Origin of the sequence: Enterobacter sp. BNK-22, assembly GCF_048684805.1 — a bacterium.
GTDB classification, from domain to species: domain Bacteria; phylum Pseudomonadota; class Gammaproteobacteria; order Enterobacterales; family Enterobacteriaceae; genus Enterobacter; species Enterobacter quasiroggenkampii.
Window position 1 is genome coordinate 4,660,884 of record NZ_JBLQTT010000001.1, and the last position, 20,019, is coordinate 4,680,902.

Annotated in this window: 20 protein-coding genes, 1 other RNA gene and 1 pseudogene; 12 read left to right on the top strand and 10 right to left on the bottom strand. The window is 49.0% G+C overall.

From position 1 onward, the window contains the following. Positions 1-174: 174 nt before the first annotated feature. Genes ACMGGE_RS22005 through ACMGGE_RS22015 form a run of 3 tightly spaced genes read left to right on the top strand, consistent with a single transcriptional unit; the run spans position 175 to position 2,028 of the window. The gene (locus ACMGGE_RS22005) at positions 175-702 is read left to right on the top strand and encodes a tetratricopeptide repeat protein (RefSeq protein WP_024908319.1); all 528 of its coding nucleotides are present in this window, start codon (positions 175-177) and stop codon (positions 700-702) included. After that, positions 683-1,240 carry a sigma-70 family RNA polymerase sigma factor gene (locus tag ACMGGE_RS22010; RefSeq protein ID WP_420294152.1) on the top strand — a complete coding sequence of 186 codons (558 nt, stop codon included), beginning with the start codon at positions 683-685 and terminating at the stop codon, positions 1,238-1,240. Before ACMGGE_RS22005 ends, ACMGGE_RS22010 begins: the two co-directional genes overlap by 20 nt. Next, on the top strand, positions 1,237-2,028 hold the full coding sequence (locus tag ACMGGE_RS22015) for an anti-sigma factor family protein (protein ID WP_420294153.1): 792 nt from the start codon (positions 1,237-1,239) through the stop codon (positions 2,026-2,028). The genes ACMGGE_RS22010 and ACMGGE_RS22015 overlap by 4 nt, the downstream gene beginning before the upstream one ends. Here ACMGGE_RS22015 and ACMGGE_RS22020 read toward each other — a convergent pair. Both ACMGGE_RS22020 and ACMGGE_RS22025 read right to left on the bottom strand, forming a co-directional pair. Further along, a complete protein-coding gene (locus ACMGGE_RS22020) occupies positions 2,020-2,580 on the bottom strand; it encodes a YceI family protein (protein WP_420294154.1) in 561 nt (186 codons plus the stop codon). The two genes, ACMGGE_RS22015 and ACMGGE_RS22020, sit on opposite strands and share 9 nt — an antisense overlap. Before the next feature lie 105 nt (positions 2,581-2,685). Continuing rightward, positions 2,686-3,042: a hypothetical protein gene (locus ACMGGE_RS22025; protein WP_023333137.1), complete on the bottom strand. Its 357-nt coding sequence runs from the start codon at positions 3,040-3,042 to the stop codon at positions 2,686-2,688. A 385-nt stretch (positions 3,043-3,427) separates the two neighbouring features. Here ACMGGE_RS22025 and ACMGGE_RS22030 point away from each other — a divergent pair. From ACMGGE_RS22030 to ACMGGE_RS22055, 6 genes and pseudogenes are all read left to right on the top strand, one after another. Beyond that, a pseudogene (locus tag ACMGGE_RS22030) lies at positions 3,428-3,625 on the top strand (nucleotidyltransferase domain-containing protein); the annotation flags it as partial. A gap of 157 nt (positions 3,626-3,782) precedes the next feature. Next, on the top strand, positions 3,783-4,559 hold the full coding sequence (locus ACMGGE_RS22035) for an isocitrate lyase/PEP mutase family protein (RefSeq protein WP_420294155.1): 777 nt from the start codon (positions 3,783-3,785) through the stop codon (positions 4,557-4,559). Next, positions 4,543-5,589, top strand: a complete 1,047-nt coding sequence (locus ACMGGE_RS22040) for a bifunctional transcriptional activator/DNA repair enzyme AdaA (RefSeq protein WP_063418114.1) — start codon at positions 4,543-4,545, stop codon at positions 5,587-5,589. The genes ACMGGE_RS22035 and ACMGGE_RS22040 overlap by 17 nt, the downstream gene beginning before the upstream one ends. Positions 5,590-6,235: 646 nt before the next feature. Then, positions 6,236-8,581 (top strand): DEAD/DEAH box helicase, encoded by a 2,346-nt coding sequence (locus ACMGGE_RS22045; RefSeq protein WP_420294156.1) that lies wholly within the window; start codon positions 6,236-6,238, stop codon positions 8,579-8,581. Between the two features lie 600 nt (positions 8,582-9,181). Next, positions 9,182-9,505, top strand: a complete 324-nt coding sequence (locus ACMGGE_RS22050; protein ID WP_420294157.1) for a hypothetical protein — start codon at positions 9,182-9,184, stop codon at positions 9,503-9,505. Between the two features lie 362 nt (positions 9,506-9,867). After that, on the top strand, positions 9,868-11,478 hold the full coding sequence (locus ACMGGE_RS22055; RefSeq protein WP_420294158.1) for a GmrSD restriction endonuclease domain-containing protein: 1,611 nt from the start codon (positions 9,868-9,870) through the stop codon (positions 11,476-11,478). Positions 11,479-11,781: 303 nt separating this feature from the next. Here ACMGGE_RS22055 and ACMGGE_RS22060 read toward each other — a convergent pair whose 3' ends face one another. The 3 genes from ACMGGE_RS22060 to smpB form a co-directional block, all read right to left on the bottom strand. Beyond that, the gene (locus ACMGGE_RS22060; protein WP_420294159.1) at positions 11,782-12,024 is read right to left on the bottom strand and encodes a hypothetical protein; all 243 of its coding nucleotides are present in this window, start codon (positions 12,022-12,024) and stop codon (positions 11,782-11,784) included. Positions 12,025-12,110: 86 nt separating this feature from the next. After that, positions 12,111-12,474: a transfer-messenger RNA gene (gene ssrA, locus ACMGGE_RS22065) on the bottom strand. An 89-nt stretch (positions 12,475-12,563) separates the two neighbouring features. Further along, positions 12,564-13,046, bottom strand: coding sequence for an SsrA-binding protein SmpB (gene smpB, locus ACMGGE_RS22070; protein WP_024908331.1), 483 nt, complete (start codon positions 13,044-13,046; stop codon positions 12,564-12,566). A 156-nt stretch (positions 13,047-13,202) separates the two neighbouring features. On the opposite strand from smpB, the gene ACMGGE_RS22075 reads away from it, so the two are divergent. Together ACMGGE_RS22075 and ACMGGE_RS22080 are read left to right on the top strand one after the other, a co-directional pair. Next, positions 13,203-13,640, top strand: coding sequence for a type II toxin-antitoxin system RatA family toxin (locus tag ACMGGE_RS22075; protein ID WP_014832955.1), 438 nt, complete (start codon positions 13,203-13,205; stop codon positions 13,638-13,640). Continuing rightward, on the top strand, positions 13,630-13,917 hold the full coding sequence (locus tag ACMGGE_RS22080) for an RnfH family protein (RefSeq protein ID WP_420294160.1): 288 nt from the start codon (positions 13,630-13,632) through the stop codon (positions 13,915-13,917). The genes ACMGGE_RS22075 and ACMGGE_RS22080 overlap by 11 nt, the downstream gene beginning before the upstream one ends. Before the next feature lie 104 nt (positions 13,918-14,021). On the opposite strand, the gene bamE is transcribed toward ACMGGE_RS22080, so the two are convergent. The 3 genes from bamE to nadK all read right to left on the bottom strand — a co-directional run bounded on the left by bamE (position 14,022) and on the right by nadK (position 17,124). After that, a complete protein-coding gene (bamE, locus tag ACMGGE_RS22085) occupies positions 14,022-14,360 on the bottom strand; it encodes an outer membrane protein assembly factor BamE (protein ID WP_008502502.1) in 339 nt (112 codons plus the stop codon). Between the two features lie 138 nt (positions 14,361-14,498). Further along, positions 14,499-16,160 carry a DNA repair protein RecN gene (gene recN / locus ACMGGE_RS22090; protein WP_048029282.1) on the bottom strand — a complete coding sequence of 554 codons (1,662 nt, stop codon included), beginning with the start codon at positions 16,158-16,160 and terminating at the stop codon, positions 14,499-14,501. An 85-nt stretch (positions 16,161-16,245) separates the two neighbouring features. Further along, positions 16,246-17,124 carry an NAD(+) kinase gene (gene nadK / locus ACMGGE_RS22095; protein WP_008502500.1) on the bottom strand — a complete coding sequence of 293 codons (879 nt, stop codon included), beginning with the start codon at positions 17,122-17,124 and terminating at the stop codon, positions 16,246-16,248. 122 nt (positions 17,125-17,246) lie between these two features. Here nadK and grpE point away from each other — a divergent pair, with 122 nt between their 5' ends. After that, on the top strand, positions 17,247-17,840 hold the full coding sequence (gene grpE, locus ACMGGE_RS22100) for a nucleotide exchange factor GrpE (protein WP_032646909.1): 594 nt from the start codon (positions 17,247-17,249) through the stop codon (positions 17,838-17,840). 52 nt (positions 17,841-17,892) lie between these two features. On the opposite strand, the gene ACMGGE_RS22105 is transcribed toward grpE, so the two are convergent. Together ACMGGE_RS22105 and ACMGGE_RS22110 are read right to left on the bottom strand one after the other, a co-directional pair. After that, positions 17,893-19,179 (bottom strand): HlyC/CorC family transporter, encoded by a 1,287-nt coding sequence (locus ACMGGE_RS22105; RefSeq protein ID WP_045909263.1) that lies wholly within the window; start codon positions 19,177-19,179, stop codon positions 17,893-17,895. An 18-nt stretch (positions 19,180-19,197) separates the two neighbouring features. After that, entirely contained in the window at positions 19,198-19,989 is a 792-nt protein-coding gene (locus tag ACMGGE_RS22110; RefSeq protein ID WP_014884879.1) for a cytochrome C assembly family protein, read from the bottom strand. Positions 19,990-20,019: the final 30 nt, after the last annotated feature.

A 20,019-nucleotide genomic window follows, 5' to 3' on the forward strand; every position in this document is an offset into this window, starting at 1 on the left:
ATCACGCGTAAGCAATAATAACGGGCAAGTAAAGAGAAAATAAGCTTATTTATTTTCTTTGGGACTGAGGCGCGGGCAGGACTTCAGGACAGTAAAAAAATTCACCGAAGAATGAATAAAAATCGTCAGCCGGACGTTTACTGACGTCACTCCCCACTTACCCTGGAGTTTTGTATGAACACGACCTCGTTTCGTTTGATCCCGGTGCTGATTTTTTCCCTGCTGTCTCCACTGGCGCTGGCCATGGGCAATAATAGTACCGAGAGCAAAACGCCCGACTGTCCTGCCGGACAGGTGTATGACAGCGCCACGCAGAAATGCGTGCCGGACAAGAGCAGCAGCCTCAGCGACCAGGACAAAACCAACTACGCGTACCATCTCGCGAAGAAAGGGGAGTACCAGGCGGCGCTGAATCTGCTTGATTCGCTGAAAAATGGCAATACGGCTGAAGCGTGGAACTATCGCGGGTTCGCCACGCGCAAACTGGGCCGCACGGACGAAGGGATTGGTTACTACCAGCGCGCGCTGGCTATCGCGCCGGATTATGCCAAAGCCCGGGAGTATCTCGGTGAAGCATGGATGGTGAAAGGACGCCCGGACCTCGCGAAAGAACAGCTGAAGGTGATTGCCGGTATCTGTGGCCAGTCCTGCGAGGAGTACCGTGACCTGCAGGCCGCCATCAATGGACATCCGGAATCCTGATTATCTCGTGGAGGGAAAACCCATCGCAACCCGTGAGGTTCGTCAACAGCTCGCCGCACTCCTGCCGCGTCTCTGGCGCTATGGGCTGGTGCTGTCGCGAAACAGGGATATCGCCGAAGAGCTGGTTCAGTCCTCCTGCGTGCGTGCACTTGAAAGAAGCAGCCAGTATACGCCTGGCACGCGCATCGACAGGTGGCTGTTCGCGATCCTGCACTCCATCTGGATCTCTGAGCTTCGGGCACGACACGTTCGACAGGGGCAGGGATTTGTTCCCAGCGACGAGCTGCTGGCACCGGACACCCACGAACAGAATGAGACGCGCCTGCATTACCTTCAGGTAATGCAGCGCGTTAACGCGCTGCCCGAAGCCCAGCGCAACGCGGTATTTTTGGTTTATGTCGAAGGCTTTACCTACAAGGAGGCGGCGGAGACCCTGGCGGTGCCGATCGGTACCGTGATGAGCCGGCTGGCGACGGCACGGGCTCGGCTTGCCAGATCCGCTGACGCACTCCCTCCGGTAAAGGAGAACCGCTCTTGAACGCGCACCGTTTTACACCGCCCTATAACGACGACGCCATCGTGGCCTGGATAGATGGCGAGATGTGCCGCGCCGACGCGCAGCAGTTTGAAGAACAGTTAAAGCGTGACGAACGCCTCGCCGGACGAACCGATGAACTGATGAAAAGCAGCCAGGATTACGCCGGGGCGTTTGCTTCCCTGCTGGATGACGCGCCTCTTGAGACGATGCAGGCGCGTCTTGCGGCACTTCCCGACCCGCAGTCCGCCACGCCGACTGGCGTCAGCCGACGGGCGCTGATCGCCGCCTCGGTCAGTTTCTTGCTGGTCGGCTCCGGGCTGGGCTACCTGCTGCGGCCTGCTGCTGGCCCAGAGGATGAGAACGCCCATATCCGCGACCTCGAAGCGCAATATATGTCCCTGTACAGCGTCGAGACGCTGCTGGATATGGACAGCGCAACGCCGGTCCTGCAGCGCGGGCTGGAACGGGCCGCGCAGGACATCGGCATGAGGCTAAACCTGTCGCAGCTTACCCTGCAGGGGGCAGAGCTTAAAATGGTGCGCATGCTGCGCTATGAAACGACGTCTATCGCGCAGATTGCCTGGATCAACCCCGACTACGGCCCGATGGCCCTCTGTATTTCGCCTGTTGATGAGAAGGCGACGGCCTCGCTCCGTGAAGAACAACGGCACAGCATGAACCTGGCGTGGTGGCTGGAAGCGGGCTACCAGTTTGTCCTGATTGGCCGCAACCCGCCGTCCTATCTGCGGGAACATGCGGAGCAGCTACAGCGCCTGATCTCAGGGTGACGGCACCTTGTTCGTCTGAATCGCAATGGCGATGGCAATACGATCGTCCACGACCAGGGCAAACTTATCCATCCCATAGGACGCGCGCGAGATCGCCGTGGTGGCGTCCAGCGTGGGGGACTGCGCATGCGGGTCTTTCAGCACGGCCTCCAGGAGCACTGGTCGGGCAATGTTTCGTACGGTCAGCGTGCCGAACACCCTGAACCGTCCGGCGCCCTGGGCGACCACGCGAGAGCTGATGAACTCGATGGTCGGATAGTGCTCCGCATCAAAAAACATGTCGCTTTTTAATTGCCAGGTGAGCAGCGTGTTTGAGGCCACCAGGGTGGCCACAGGAATGGTGACGTGGATGTGGTCGTCAACGTCGTTATCCGGATTGAGCGTCACGGCACCCGTCACGCCGCTGAACGTTGCCCAGGAGAGGATGCCGCCGAAGGCATGCCACGAGAGCCGAATGGCGGTGTTATCGGTATCGATAAGGTAGCTTTTCGGGGCAGCATGCAGGGAAGGGCACAACAGCAGAACGGTCAGAAAGGCCAAAAGGCGGTACATAGTGGTTTCTCCGATAAGTGCGCACTGCGTAAACGCCTGAGGTGCTAATTATATTCGAAGAAATAAAAAAGGCCGCAAGCGCGACCTTTTCGTGAGTATAACGACTTACTCAGTGACTTTCTTTTCCAGCTCGCTGGCACCCTCTTTGGTTTTGTTCCAGCCTTTCTCAGCGCCTTCTTTGGTGGCATCCCACCCTTTCTCGGTGCCTTCTTTGGTTTTATGCCAGGCTTTCTGGGAATCTTCGCTGACCTTGCTGCCCAGGCTCTCGCTCTTGCCTTCCGCTGCATGCTTCTGTTTCAGCTTCAGCTCTTCACCTTTGTTCTGCTCTTCGTGCAGTTTTTGCTTCGCCTCGTTGGCGTTTGCGTTCGCCGCAGCGACGGTATCGTCAGTTGCATGTGTGGTCGCAGCAAATACTGGGGAAGCCAGCAGAACGGCAGATAATGCGATAATTGTTTTTTTCATAATATCCTCATTTAACGTTTCGGTTATGAGCATGATTCAGCATGGCACAGGCGAAGCGGGATGGCTTTAGGAAAAAACTGTAATGAGATCAATGAGCCCTGATGAGAGGTATTTCGCCTGAGGATTATCCAAAGGATAAAAAGCCTATTTCCGCGAGGGCGGCGAGGGTCAGGAGAATGAATATTATGACGGTTATGGGTCTGTACATGGTGGAGTTCCTTTCGGGTTAAGCGGCTATTCCGTAGCGCTGGGTGGGGGTGTTTTTTTATTCTCCATAGGGGGAGGGGCGGTGTCGTTGATGTTGGTCAAAGGGAGAGGGTAGCTTCTCAAGCGAGAAGATGAATGAGCTCTGTCAGGGCTGGACGTAGTGATTGTGGTGGAATGATCGCAGATTCACTCCCTTCTCGCTGGCGGCTCGCTTGTTCATGGTGGGTTCGATCAATACTCCGATCTTGATTTTGTCGTTGTGGTAGACCCTCTCTACTATGACGAAATCATGGCTCAACGTATTGTGTTCGCCGGAACACTGGGTCACCTGCTCCATGCTTTCACCGGGGAACATGTGGGAGAACCTCGTCTGCTTAGCCATGCTGAAAGCCGGAGTACGGGCCTGAAAGGTTTTGGTCTGTTCCGCACCCATGTTCAGACGACGTTTGCTAAAAAATGGTCGTCTGAATTTCGGTTGTGAGGTTCTTCCTGAGTGCTTAGATTCATTTTCAATCTATCGAGAGGGTGTGAATATGAACTTTGCAGAACGCCACTATCAGCATGTGCCTCTTCTTATCGCCAACGTCTGGGATGCCGCCAGTGCTGTCGCTGCGCAAAAAGCAGGCTATCAGGTACTGGGAACGTCCAGCGCGGCAATCGCGTCCACACTGGGATATGACGACGGGCAGGGAATGCCATTTGATGAGCTATTTTATATGGTCACCCGGATCCAGGCTGTGAGCAACCTGCCAGTGAGCGTTGACATGGAAGCAGGGTATGGTGATTCAGCCGAAGAGATAGCAGACAATCTGCGGCGCCTTGCTCAGACAGGCGTCGCAGGCGTTAACCTCGAAGACAGCCGAGTCATAAACGGGGTTCGTCAGCTTGACGATGCCTCTGATTTTTCCCGTAACCTGAGAACAGTATGCGATACGCTGAGAAGCGAAAATTACAGCCTGTTTCTGAACATCCGGACTGACACGTACCTGCTCGGGCATGAAGACGCGTTGCAGGAGACGATATTACGGGGTCAACGCTACAAAGCTGCAGGTGCTGACGGCCTTTTTGTTCCCTGCCTGACCTCAGAGAAAGACATCAGCCTCATTGCAGAGGCAACGGGATTGCCTTTGAATGTCATGTGTATGCCCGATCTTCCGTCATTCGACAGGCTGAAACGGGCAGGGGTAAGCCGCATTTCAATGGGCAATTTTGTTCATTCAGCGATGCAGTCAACGCTGACTGATGTCATGCATGCGATCCGATCTCGTCAGACGTTTGAAGGACTTTTTGGCGATGAAAATAACCGATAAAAATCTGTGTGATATCTGGTATCAGGCATTACTTGAACGTGCTTCAGACTACACTGGCGTGTTTTTTGTTGGCGTCAAAACCACTGGCGTATTCTGCATTTCGGTATGCCGGGCGCGAAAGCCCAAGCGCGAAAATGTCGAATTTTATAAAGATGCCAAATCTGCCCTGGCGGACGGCTTTCGTCCCTGTAAAGTCTGCAGACCTGCGGAAAATGCGCACAGCGCGCCATTATTCGTTGAGCAGGCGCTTGCGCTTGTCAGGCGCGATATCAAATCCCGTGTAGCAGACGCGGAGCTTCGTCAGCATGGCATCAGCCCGGAGCGGGTAAGGCGCTGGTTCCTGCAACATCACGGCATCACTTTTCAGGCTTTCCAGCGAATGCAGCGGGTGAACGTTGCCCTGCAGGAGCTGAAAAGTGGACGAGCGGCGACTGACGTTGCGCTGGACAATGGCTATGAATCGCTGAGCGGCTTTGGTTATACCTACAAGCGGCTTACTGGCGCAGCGCCGACTCAGGCAACCCAGGTGATAGTCATTCACCGGTTTACCACGACGCTTGGACCGATGTTTGTCTGCGCGACAGAGCGGGGAGTCTGTCTGCTGGAGTTTACCGATCGCCGGATGTTAGAAACTGAATTTCGCGATATCCAGCGTTTATTTAACGCCAGAATCGTCACCGGCGAAAACAGCCATACCCGGCAGACAGTAAAAGAGATCGGCGAGTATTTTGCCGGAACGCGCCGACAGTTTGATCTGGCTTTAGATGCTCCGGGCAGTGATTTTCAACAATCCGTCTGGCATGCGTTGCGTGCTGTTCCCTATGGACAGACCTCACACTATCAGGCCATTTCACTACGGCTTAATAAGCCCAATGCTGTGCGCGCCGTCGCTGCCGCTAACGGTGCCAACCGGATTGCGATTGTGATCCCCTGTCACAGGATAATTGGAAAAGATGGCACGATGACAGGCTATGGAGGGGGGATTTCACGCAAAGAATGGCTTATTGAGCATGAGAAAAACAATGTTTAATGGCGTGATGTTGCTGTGTCGCCGGGAAATTTTACGGACTTCGCGGGACATATTGAGGGTATAAAAAAGCCCGCAGGGCTTGCGCCGTGCGGGCTCTCAGGACTTCATCGGATGACTCTGGTAATCACCGATGGAGAATTTTGGTGGGCTGGCGGAGTCTGAATTAGTTGTGTAACTGGTTGTTTATAAGTTTTGATCTTCAATTCAATTTTCAAATTGGTCCCATTGTTGGTCCTAAAAGAAAATGTCAGGTTTTTCGCAGGAAGGAGATGCTGCGGCAGGAGTCTCTTCGTCAGTGAGACTAGCATTTTGCTTTTCTTAGATCTCGCCTGTTTTCAGGTCTTTTAGCAAGTTAGTTTTTAACAAGCCAGCTTAGCGGATCGCTCACAGAATTTAAAACTTGCAATTGGGCTTAAGTTATAGCATCAGGTTTGATATGACTTGTTGAGAACCATTGAGATTATAACCTAACGCAACTATATAATTTGAATGCATGATGAATTTTGGTTCTAGATCACTCTTCTATTTTATGTTCCTTGATTATATTTTAGTTAATGGCTTAGTCTATAATTGTATATGCTGGGTTATGACTCTCATATCTCAGTACTAATTTTAAAAGGTAAATTTAAAGTTTAGGGGTGTAGATATGATTGATTTCACACAGCGACTAAAAAGAAAAGAACGAAACACAGTTATTAATCCACTCGAGATTTATGAATCTTTAGATAGGCGCAGCGTTGCTGGACCTTTAAGACCCTCACAGTTGGAAATATTAAATAAATGGTGGGGGATGTATAAGGATAAAAAAGATAATATTATAAAGTTGCATACAGGCGAAGGAAAGACTCTTATAGGGTTACTTCTTCTACAGTCAAAGTTGAATGAATATAATCAGCCCTGTGTTTATGTTTGCCCTAACATTTATCTTGCAGATCAAGTTATGGATGATGCTAGGAAATTTGGTATTCCCTATTGTTCTATTGATGAAACGAGAGCATTACCTGATGATTTTCTTTCGGGCAGAAAGATATTAATTACATATGTGCAAAAATTATTCAATGGAAGAACTGTATTCGGACTTGGTGCTAAATCCGTAGATGTTGGGTCAATCATTTTAGATGATTCTCAGGCTTGTATTGATTCAATAAAAAGCTCAATGATGATAAAGGTAAGAAAGGATCATTCGCTTTTTAAAAAAATTCTTGGGTTATTTTCTGATGAATTACGTGATCAAGGAGAAGGTTCTTTTTTAGAAATTGAAAATGGTGTTTCTCAGAGCACCATTTTAGCAGTGCCTTACTGGACTTGGATAGAAAAGAAAGATGCTGTTGCAAAAATCCTATTGGATTATGTAGATGATAAAAAAGTAAAATATGCATGGCCGCTTATTAAGGATTCACTACAGTGTTGCCAGGCTTTCTTTTCTGGTGAATATTTAGAAATATCACCATTTACATCTGTAATCGAAAAGTTTGGAAGTTTTAGTAACGCAAAATTTAGATTTTTAATGTCTGCTACAACTCAAGATGACTCGTTCTTTATCAAGGGGCTAGGTTTTGATATCGATGCTGTTAAAAACCCCATGAAAAGTGATACTCTTCTTTGGTCAGGCGAGAAAATGATTTTGATTCCGTCATTGATTAATGATGATTTTACAAGGGATCGTATTTTAAATTGGTTGTTGCAGCCCTACGATAAGAGAATTTTTGGAACTGTTTGTCTAACCCCGAGCTTTAAAAATAAAGAGCAATTTGAAAAGATTGGTGCAGTAGTATCTACTACTGATACCATGTTTAGTAATGTCGAGAAATTAAAGAATGGGGTTTATTCTGAGGCTATTGTTTTCGCTAATAGATATGATGGAATCGATCTTCCTGATGATTCTTGTCGGATATTAATAATCGATTCAAAACCATTTTCTGAAACATTGACTGAAAGGTATGAGGAAGAAGTAAGGCCTAGTAGTGACATAATCAATATTAAGATTGCTCAAAAAGTGGAGCAAGGTCTCGGAAGGAGTGTTAGAGGGCAGAAGGACTATAGTGTTATTGTTCTTGTTGGCGGTGATTTGGTTCAATTTATTAAAAGCCCGTTAACAAAGAAATATTTTTCAGAGCAAACAAAACAACAAATTGAAATTGGGAATGAGATAGTTTCTTTTGCAAAAGAAGAGTTGGCTGGACAAAACCTGAGCTCTTCTCAAATACTTGTTGATATATTAAATAAGTGTACTACTCGTGATGACGGATGGAAGCAATTTTATGTTGAAAGAATGAGTGAGATTAAAAAAAGTGTCGATAATAAAGGGTTGTATGATCTAATTCTGCTTGAAAATAAAGCTGAAAAACTCTTTGTTAAAGGGGATGTGGATAGAGCTTGCAAGACAATACAAGATATCTGTGATCATCATGTTCAGGATCCTAGAGAAAAAGGGTGGTACCTACAACTTTTAGCTAGATATATGTATTCTTTAAGTAAGGCTGAATCTAACAAGTATCAAAAATCTGCGTTTCAAAACAACAACTCACTTCTCAAGCCAAGAGATGGTATTGAATATAAAAAAATCGGAAAAATAAACACTAGCAGAACTCAAAGAATCAAAGAATGGATGGCATCGTACGATGACTATCAGTCTTTGATGATTGATATTGATGGTGTCCTTGAAAATCTTAGTTATGGAGTCCATTCTGAGAAGTTTGAGAAGGCTTTAGATGATTTAGGCGGTATGATTGGTTTCGTATGCCAGCGTCCAGATAAAGAAATACGCAAAGGACCTGATAACCTTTGGGCTGATGTTGATAATCAGTACATTATGTTTGAATGCAAAAATGAAGTTGATGAGGATAGAAAAGAAATAAACAAAGATGAAGCTGGACAAATGAACAACCACTGTGGTTGGTTCGATGATTTCTATCCAGGGGAGAAGTGTCTTAAGTTTATGATATTAATACTCGTCATCTTTCTTATCATGCGGACTTTACTCATGAAGTAAGAATAATAAAGAAAAATAGTTTGAGAACATTAAAAAACAATGTGAGGAGTTTTTTCAAAGAGTTTCGTGGGTTTGATATTCATCAGTTGTCTGATGAGAAAATTCATGAGCTTATTATACCGCATAAGTTAAGTGTACATGATTTTTATAACGAATACAGTGAGTCCGTAATAAAAACAACTAGATAGAAGTATAATAGGGGGCTACGGCTCCCTATTATATTTATGAAACTATTTGACAAGTCCGGTTTAGGTTATGGATAAGTGAATTTTTGGCAAATCATCCCCAAATTTATCAGCATTATGGGAATGAGGAGTACAGAGGTAATCTGCGATAATTTCAGGGTATCCCTCAGGCGATGAGATGCATAATGGCGCTGCATTCTGGATGGCTGGCGCAGCAGTGCGCCGCGCATACACATCCGGGCACCGGAGTGCCGACCAACGCGAGCGACTTTACCCGAACGCAAACAAAGGCAGGGCAGACCCGGAAAAAGTACCAGGACATTATTGCCTGACACAAGCGAACCCGCCCCGTGCGGGTTTTTTTATGCCCTGTTTCCCCTGTAGGGTATAACCCTTTCATTATTCCTTTGCGGGGGTGTCACACCAAAGGCCGCAGGACGCGCAGCACGCCACGCATTCCCCATGTACTAACCACGCCACCCATCTAAGAGATCTTTTCAGTGCTGAAGCGCTGGCGAATTCTCAGCCCGACAAAAGAATTACATCGCAGACCAAAACGGCGCTACACCGCACCCGCCTGCGGTTTTTGGATCATAAAAATTTTTCAGTTTTATTTTTCTTCAAACCAGACCGCCAGACCGCGCCAGTGCTGGCGGCTTTGCGGAAAACCGAAACTGAAAAGATTGAAAAGAATTTCAGTGTATTTCATTTTTGTGGATCGTTAATAAATTTTAAATAAACATATATTTTTGTTTTTTAAGGTTTATTTGTTTTTTTTGTTGCAGTGTCTCATGATTTTTTGAGCCACGATTGATCGACATACCATTCACAAAGTCAGGCAGGATGAGCTTTGCACACGAATCAAAAAATATGAGCTACTGAAAAGCTTTCCCTACCTCTCTGTCGGAAAATTGGACCGATATCAATAATTGAGCATGATATTGTTCAGTGGTAATTATGAGCATGCTAATATATGACTTTGTGTTTTAAAATTGTGTTGTTGATACAAATGTGATAATTATAATTTTAGCGTAATGGTATAATATTTATCAATTTCATTATAATAGTGTGATAATCTAACTCAAGTTATAAGGCTTATGTATGCGAGATAATAAATTTAAAAAACCTGAGCTCAATACATCTTCACTCAAAATAGATAAACTCGTTAATAGAGTAAATGAAGGTGAAATTAAAATACCTGCTTTCCAGCGCGGATATGTATGGAAGCAAAATCAAATTATCGACTTGATGCAAAGTATTGCTAATGACTTTCCTATAGGAAGCATCCTTTTATGGGAAGCCAATGAAAAAGAAAAGTTGCGTTCAACAAGAAATATTGCTGGTTATTTACTTCCTGATCGTGGTGAAAACTGGCCAGTCAATTATGTTCTTGATGGACAGCAACGCCTTTCTTCCATTTATGGCGTCTTTAGTGGTGATACTCAGCAAGATGCATCAAACGCAAAATATAATCCATCATTAGATATATTTGAAATTTATTATGACTTTAAAAATAAGCGTTTCTTAAGTAAAGGTGAAGTAACCGATTTTAAAACTTGTATTCTCTTGAGAAATATTATTGATCCATTGAAATTAGTTGATCAATTAATTGGTATGGATTCTACATTCCATCAAGATGCGAAATCTTTATCATCTAAATTTTTAAATTATGAGGTGCCAGTAGTTCAAATAAAAAACAGAACAAAAGAAGAGGTTGGGGTGATATTTGAACGTATTAATAACACGGGGACTAAGCTAAATACCTTAGATTTGATGACAGCTTGGACCTGGACAAATGATTTTCATTTAATTGATTCAATTGATGAACTTGTGGAGGAACTTGAAGATAAAGGTTTTGGGAATATAGATAATAGACTGATACTTCAGGTGATTTCTGGTATGCTTATAGGCTCAACTAAAACAGAAAATATCTTGAGACTAACGGGTGATAAAGTAAGAGATAAATGGGATGATGTTAAGGAGGCAATGAGGAAGGTAGTTGATTTCCTTGCCACAGAAATACAATGTAAAAATATCGACTTCCTACCTTATCATCAGCAACTTATCCCATTGGGAAGAATGTACTATAAGGACAAAAAACCATCTGCTGACCTATTGGATGCTGCTAAAAAATACTTTTGGATTACATCATTCTCTGATCGTTATTCATCAGGACAAACTACAGCAAAAATGGACTCTGATATTTCAAGTTTTGATGCAATGATAGATGGGGATTACTCTGTACTGAAAAGATATACTGTCAGTTGTACACCTAAAGAAATTATTGATACCAAATTCTCGAAAGCAAACCCACTAACTCGCAGCGTACTGTTATTGTTATCAACACTTTCTCCTATTGACCTTGTTACCGGTTCAAGAATAGATGTTGGAAAAGCGTTGTCATCATATAATAGAAAGGAATATCACCATATCTTCCCTAATGCATATCTAAAACGCATTGGTCATTCGACTAACGAAATTTTCTCCATAGCCAACTTTTGTTTCTTATCATCTGCTTCTAATAAGAAAATATCTAGTAAAGAACCATCAGATTATTTCCACAGTATCATACATAAACAAAAAAAAGAGGCCATTCTCGAAAGTAATGCTATCCCATTAGATGAGGATATCTTCGATACAAATGATTATTCAGCATTTCTTGAACAGAGGGCTGATATAATTTTAAATAGATTGTCAGGCTTGATAAGTTAAAACGTAAGTATTCATTAAACAAAGCCCATGCTTGAAAATCAAGCATGGGCTAGCTTGCGGTGCGCAGAGTAAAAAACTTCAGTTAGCCGCCATCCAATCCTAGACACAATGATCTTGTGTATCGGACAAGCAAATACCTTCAACTTTACTATCTGTAAAACAGAAAAGTCATCAAAAACGAAATCTGCCGCCATTTTGTCGCTATACAGTCGATGAATGTGCTTTAACCTGTTGATTTTAATGGGGTGTGAATTTTTACAACAAAAAACCCATTTACGGCTGAGTAGATGGGTTTAGCGAAGATTAGAAATCTTCGATGTCTCCGGGTTTCACGTAAGTTCGACTTCCAGCTAGCGCCTCAACACATGCAAAGAGTGCGTCCTCCGCCCCACCTCTTTCTCTAATCGTATCTTCTTTTACGAATAGTTTTTCTTTATGCATTTGCAAAATCGCTTCGTCAACGAACGTGTATAGGTCTTGGCCTGTGCGATGCAGTTCAGTGAGCAACGCTTTTAGAGCCAGTTCGGTTTGGTATTTTGTGGCCATCTGCATTTCATCCTTAAGCTTGGTGGACGTAAAGTGGGCATGGACAAAAAAAGGGGTTACGCTTTCACGTAACCCCTTGTTTTAATTGGTGGAGCTGGCGGGAGTTGAACCCGCGTCCGAAATTTCTACATCCTCGGTACTACATGCTTAGTTTGTCTTTACATTCGCACGCCAGCTGCGGACAGACACGCCACTAACGAACTAGCCTGATTAGTTTTAACGCTTCAACCCCAGGCAGGGCTTCCACGCGATCTCTTTTGGGTTTGACCTCTCTTTGATCCCCGTCTTAAGAGCGGAAGCTAGGGAGAGAGGGCTCAGAGCAGGTTATTAAGCTGCTAAAGCGTAGTTTTCGTCGTTTGCGACTATTTTTTTGCGGCTTTTAACGAGGCAAACCGCCCCTCGGCATGCACCTTGGGTTTCGCAAATCCCGTCGAATCCAGAATCAGCCCCAATAGTGTTGAACTGAGTATACCAGATTTCACTTCCTGGATACCAGCCCGGAACGCTAACTTATTGAATAGTACAATAAGTGTGCAGAATCAACGCCCTGCGTTTTTCATGATGCGCGCTTTGTCCAACTGCCATTCGCGCTCTTTCAGGTCAGTACGCTTGTCGTGCTGTTTTTTACCCTTCGCGACACCAATTTTCACTTTGCACCAGGCGTTTTTCCAGTACAGCGACAGGGCGACCACGGTGAAACCTTCGCGGTTGATACGTCCGTAGAGGGATTCCAGCTCACGCTTGTTCAGCAGCAATTTGCGCGTGCGCGTTGGGTCACACACGTAGTGTGAAGAGGCGACGGTCAGCGGCGTAAAGTTCGCGCCGAACAGGAAGGCTTCGCCATCTTTCAGGATCACGTAGCTATCGCCAATGTTGGCTTTCCCGGCGCGTAGCGATTTTACTTCCCAGCCCTGCAACGCAAGGCCAGCTTCGAATTCTTCTTCAATGAAATACTCGTGGCGAGCACGCTTGTTGAGCGCAATGGTCGCCGAGCCTGGTTTATGTGCTTTTTTCTTCGTCATAGGTGTCGTAAAGCCGTCGGTAATCTGATTTCAAAAAGTCACCTCATTGCGTCCTGTGAGGTCTAACGCGCTATCTTAGCACGAGATGAGGCTTAGCGTTTTTTTAACAGGTGATAAATGTTATTATTTGTCCGTTGTGTGACCATGGGAAATGCTATGCCTCAGATTAGCCGTACTGCGCTTGTGCCTTACAGCGCGGAACAAATGTATCAGTTAGTGAACGATGTTCAGTCTTATCCAGAGTTTATTCCGGGATGCACCGGGAGCCGCGTTCTGGAGTCCGGTCCGACGCAGATGACCGCTGCGGTGGATGTCTCCAAAGCGGGGATCAGCAAGACGTTCACCACCCGTAATACGCTGACGAGCAATCAGAGTATTTTGATGCATCTGGTGGATGGTCCCTTTAAGACCCTGATGGGGGGCTGGAAGTTTACGCCGCTGAGCGCTGACGCCTGCCGCATTGAGTTCCATCTGGACTTCGAGTTCACCAATAAGCTGATTGAGCTGGCGTTTGGCCGCATCTTTAAAGAGCTGGCATCGAATATGGTTCAGGCGTTCACCACCCGCGCCAAAGAGGTTTACAGTGTCGCATAAGATTGGTGTAGAAGTGGTGTACGCGCTGCCGGAGAAGCAGTATCTGCAGCGCGTGACGCTGGAAGAGGGGGCGACCGTTGAGGCGGCTATCCGTGCTTCCGGCATCCTCGAGCTTCGCAGCGATATCGACCTGGCGAAGAATAAGGTCGGGATTTACAGCCGTCCGGTGAAGCTCGGCGATGTGCTGAAAGAGGGCGACCGGGTGGAGATTTATCGTCCGCTGATTGCCGACCCGAAAGAGCTGCGTCGTCAGCGCGCGGAGAAGGCCAGTAAATAGCGCTTTCTTCCCCTCACCCTGACCCTCTCCCCAAAGGGGCGAGGGGATCAACACAAAACAAAAAAGGTGCTCAATGAGCACCTTTTTGCTTTTCTGACACCGGATTATTTGGTCAGGGCAGGCTTGTTGTCGATGTTGGTCAACACACCGGCGCTGCTGAAGGTCAGCGTCAGGGTCTGCTGGGTCGCATCTTCATGGCCCGGCTTCTGACGGAATACATAGAACCAGGTGTTAGTGCCGAACGGATCGGACATCATCGGGGTTCCCAGTGCATAAGCGACCTGCTGTTGTGTCATCCCCACGCGGATTTTGGACACATCGTTAGGGGTAAGGTAGTTCCCCTGGTTGATGTCAGGACGGTAAACCACTTTCTCCAGAGTGGAACAGCCTGCGGTCAACATCAGAAGAACCGCTGCGGCAGCGGTCAGCATTTTACAACGCATAGTGATTTGATTCCTTTTCGGGCCCGAGCAGAACGCGGCTCATATGTAATATGCCGATGATAATAGACCTTGCCCCACTTTGAAACCGGTCTGGCGGCGTTTTTGTTGTTCTGTATGACCCTGAGATCCCGAAAAAGTTTATGCCGCCAGCAGTTCTTTCGCGTTCGCGAGCGTGTTACGTGTGACTTCGCTGCCGCCGAGCAGGCGTGCCAGCTCCTGCAGACGCGCACGTTTATCCAGCGGCTTCATGTGCGTTTCGGTCATTTCACCGTCGGTTTCTTTGCTGACGATAAAGTGATGATGACCGCAGCCCGCGACCTGCGGCAGGTGGGTGACACACATCACCTGCGTGGATTCGCCGAGCTGGCGCAGCAGTTTACCCACCACCGCCGCCGTCGGGCCGCTGATGCCGACATCCACTTCATCGAAAATCAGCGCCGGGGTGTCCATTTTACGCGCGGTGATCACCTGAATCGCCAGCGCAATACGCGACAGTTCACCGCCGGAGGCCACTTTGGAAATCGCCTGCAGCGGCTGCCCCGGGTTGGTGGTGACGCGGAATTCGATGCGATCCGCACCTTCCGCCGTCAGGTGATTCTCTTCAAAGCGAACGTCAATGGTGAAGACGCCGTGCGGCATCGCCAGCGTGTGCATGCTGTCGGTAATGTGCTGGCTTAACTCCTGAGCATAGTGCTGACGAATTTCATGCAGCTTTTGCGCTGTCGCCAGCGCCTGTTCATGGTGCAGGCTCACCGCCAGAGAGAGGGTTTCCAGCGAGTCAGCCTGATCGTCAAGCTGCTGCTGCTCGTCCAGCAGAGACTGATAGTAGCCCGGCAGCTCTTCCGGCGTAACGTGGTGCTTGCGCGCCAGAGAGATCTGACGGGAGATACGCTGTTCCAGCTCAAACAGACGGTTCGGGTCGAGATCCAGACGCTCACAGTAGTGGCGCAGTTCGTCACCGGCTTCAGAGATCTGAATGGCCGCCTCTTCCAGCATATCCAGGACGCCAGACAGTTTGCTATCCATACCGACCAGTTCGGTAAGCAGCTGACGGACGTTATACAGCTGGCTCTGCAGGTTCACGTCTTCGCCATCCGCCAGCAGGTTGAGCGCATTCTGACTGGTTGAGAGCAGGTGGCCGCTGTTCGCCAGGCGTTTGTACTCTTCGTCGATTTGCTCAAACTCACCCGCCTGCGGGTTAAATTCGTTCAGCTCTTTGAGCTGGTATTCCAGCAACTCCGCACGGGCGGCGCGCTCCTGGCTTTGCTGCTGGTGCTGAGCGAGCTCGCGGCAACTCTGATGCCACTGGCGATAGTGCTCCGCCATAAGCTGAGTAAGCGCGTACTCACCCGCATAGCCATCCAGCAGCGCTTTCTGCTGTTCGGGTTTAACGAGTTGCTGATGCGCGTGCTGGCCGTGGATCTGGATAAGCAGCTGGCCGAGTTCACGAAGCTGGGAGAGCGGGACCGCCGTGCCGTTGATAAAGCCGCGTGAGCGGCCATCGCTGCTGATCACGCGGCGAAGTAAACACTCACGTCCATCTTCAAGCTGATTCTGCTCCAGCCAGCGCTGGGCAGCAGGGGTGTCTTTCAGGGAGAAGCGGGCGCACAGGTCGGCACGGTTTGCGCCCATGCGTACCATGTCGCCCTCGGCGCGGCCGCCAAGGCACAAGCCGAGGGCATCAATGGCAATGGATTTACCCGCACCGGTTTCCCCGGTGATCGCCGTCATGCCGCTGTGGAAATCGATCTCAAGCTCACGAACAATGGCAAAGTTGCTGATGGTCAGTTGTGCCAGCATAATTGTTTTCCTGTATGAAAAACCATAACTGTGTTTTCATACAGTATAAACTGGTTTTATATACAGTAAAGTCCTGGATGCAAAATCAGAACAATTTTTTTGACCAGCCAAGCTTCGAACTTAATGTATTGAAATAGCTGTAATCTTTCGGATGAATCAAATTCAGGTGGTAATCACACCGGCGAATAAGCACATCTTCACCTTCCTGGATCGGCAGCGCTATCTGGCTGTCGCAGCTGATCTCCAGGTCGTTACGGCGGTGCGAGAAGCGCAGACGGATCGTGCTGTCGCCGTTGATGACCAGCGGACGGGCGGAGAGCGTGTGCGGGAACATCGGCACCAGGGTAATGGCGTCCAGAGAGGGGGTCAGGATCGGGCCGCCGGCAGACAGCGAGTAGGCGGTTGAGCCGGTCGGTGTCGAGATAATCAGCCCGTCAGAACGCTGGGAGAAGGCAAAGATTTCGTCGATATAGACTTCGAACTCAATCATGTGCGCCACTTTACCGGGGTGAAGGACCACCTCGTTAATCGCGGTGCTGATGCGCTTCTGGCAGTCCTGCTGGCAGACCTGCGCTTCCAGTAAAAAGCGTTTTTCACTGATATAGTGGCCTTCCAGCACGTCGGCCAGCTGCTGCTGCGCATTGTCCGGGTCGAGGTCGGTTAAAAAACCGAGATTGCCACGGTTGATACCGATGACCTTGATGTCATAACGCGCCAGCGTGCGGGCCGCGCCGAGCATGTTGCCGTCGCCGCCCACCACCACCGCGAGATCGGCCTGTTGGCCAATTTCCGCCAGCGTGCCGGTTTTGACGCTCTTCAACTGCAGCTCCTGGGCAATCTGCTGCTCGACCATCACTTCATAGCCTTTGCTACACAACCAGCGATACAACATTTCATGTGTCGTTAGTGCGGTAGGGTGACGCGGATGCCCGACGATCCCAATACACCTGAAATGATTATTCATTTTCTGGAGGTCCTTGTGCCTGATGAATGATGACAATCTGTCTTGTTCCCTTGAATCCCGGAAACTGATCCCCATAATAAGCGAAGTTAGCGAGATGAATGCAGAAAAACGCGGAGAAATTCATGAGTAGTAAAGAACAGAAAACGCCTGAGGGGCAAGCCCCTGAAGAAATTATCACGGAACAGCACGATGAAGTTGAGGCTGTAGAGCCAGACGCATCTGCTGAGCAGGTGGACCCGCGCGATGAAAAAATTGCGAATCTGGAAGCCCAGCTAGTAGAAGCACAGAATCGCGAACGCGATGGTGTTCTGCGCATCAAGGCGGAAATGGAAAACCTGCGTCGCCGTACCGAGCAGGACGTTGAAAAGGCGCATAAATTTGCGCTGGAGAAATTCGTCAACGAACTGCTGCCGGTGATCGATAGCCTCGATCGTGCGCTGGAAGTGGCTGACAAAGCGAATCCGGACAACGCCGCAATGATCGAAGGTATCGAACTGACGCTGAAATCCATGCTCGACGTGGTGCGTAAGTTTGGCGTGGAAGTGATTGCCGATACCGACGTTCCGCTGGATCCAAACGTTCACCAGGCGATTGCGATGGTTGAATCTGAAGAGATTGAAGCCGGTAAAGTGCTGGGCGTAATGCAGAAAGGTTACACCCTGAACGGCCGTACCATTCGCGCGGCGATGGTGACCGTGGCGAAAGCGAAAGCGTAATTCGCTATCCGTAGTGCCGGGTAGCGGCGTTCGCCTTACCCGGCCTACAACCTTACTCCGCGATACTTTCGCGCAGGGGTTTAACGGGCAGGACTTTCACCTGCTTGATCATATTGTCCTGCACGTCCAGGATATCAATATCGTACTGCTCAATGCGCACCCGCGTGCCCGCGGCCGGGATCTCTTCCAGCGCTTCAAGAATCATCCCGTTAATGGTGCGAGCCTCATCTTCCGGCAAATGCCAGTTAAAGGCTTTGTTGAGTTCACGAATGTTTGCGCTTCCGTCAATCAGCACCGAGCCGTCGTTTTGCGGGGTGACCTCTTCCGCGAGGGAAGGTGACATTGAGGTGGTAAAGTCCCCGACAATCTCTTCCAGAATATCTTCGACCGTCACCAGCCCCTGGATATCGCCGTACTCGTTGACCACCAGGCCGACCTTCTTCTTGTTGCGCTGGAATTTCACCAGCTGCGTGCTGAGCGGCGTTCCTTCCGGCACGTAGTAAATCTCGTCGGCGGCGCGCAGCATCACCTCTTTGGTGAACTCTTTTTTCTCGGTCATCAGACGGTAGGCTTCGCGCACGCGGAGCATGCTGATGGCGTCATCCAGCGAGTCGCGGTACAGCACAATGCGCCCGTGCGGAGAGTGCGTCAGCTGGCGAACGATGGCTTTCCAGTCGTCATTAATGTCGATACCGACGATTTCGTTACGCGGCACCATGATGTCGTTCACGCTCACCTTTTCCAGATCCAGCACCGACAGGAGCATGTCCTGATTGCGCCGGGAAATCTGTGAGCGGGATTCATTCACGATGGTGCGCAATTCCTCTTTGCTGAGTGCGCTGCTGATAGTGACGTCGGCTTTGATTCCCACCATCCGCATCAGGACGCGCGTCACCATGTTCAGCAGCCAGACCAACGGCATCATCAGGATCTGCAGCGGTGCCAGCAGGAAGCTGCTCGGGTAGGCAACCTTCTCCGGGTAAAGCGCGGCGATGGTTTTCGGCAGCACTTCGGCAAACACCAGCACCACGAACGTCAGCACGCCGGTGGCAATCGCCACCCCGGCGTTACCGTACAGGCGCATCCCGACGATGGTGCCGAGGGCGGAGGCCAGAATGTTGACGAGGTTGTTGCCGATAAGCACCAGGCTAATCAGGCGATCCGGCTTGCGGAGCAGTTTTTCAACGCGACGGGCGGCGCGGTTACCCTGTTTGGCACGATGACGTAACCGGTAGCGGTTCAGGGTCATCATGCCGGTTTCCGAGCCGGAGAAATAGGCGGAGATGACCACCATGACGATCAGCGTAACGATCAGCGTGGTGGTAGAGATGTGTTCCAGGGGGAACTCCTTTGTTTCTTAGCCAGCAAATTGCTGTATGAAGCGGCTGCCAAAATAGGCAAGGGTGAGAATGCCCGCACCCGCGACGTTGAACCAGACCACGCGACGACCGCGCCAGCCTTCATGATAATGGCCCCATAACAGGACAATATAGACAAACCACGCGATGATGGAGAGCACTGCTTTATCGATATTCTCCACGCTGAACAGGTTCTTCATGTAAAACAGGCCCGTGCAGAGCGTGAGCGTCAGCAGCACCACCCCCACCTGGGTGATATGGAACATCTTACGCTCAATGACCATCAGCGGCGGCATTTCATGGTTAAAGGCCAGCTTTTTGTTTTTCAGCTGGTAGTCAATCCAGGCGAGCTGCATGGCGTAAAGCGCGGCGATAATCAGCGTCGCGTAGGCAAAGAGCGACAGGCCGATATGCACCAGCATCCCCGGGGTAGCCTCCAGATGCGTAATGAACTCATTAGGCATAAAGGTGGCGAGGGCCAGATTGATCAGCGCGAAGGTGTAGACAATCGGCAGCAGCAGCCAGCCGCGATTTTTAGACGCGACGATGGTCATTACCGTACAGATCATCAGGCTGACCAGCGAGCCGACGTTGAGGACGCTCAAGTTTTGCACGCTGCCGTCGCCGGGGATGATGCGTGATTCCAGCGCAAAGGCGTGGCTAATCAGTGCGATGACCGCAGAAAGAATAGCCATGCGCCGCCAGCCGCTGTTTTTTTGCAGCAGTCCGGGAACGATCAGCGCGAGGCTGACAGAGTAGGCAACAAGGGCGATCAGTGCGAAAACAGGCATATAGGCATCGACAGTTGTCTTAATAAGAAA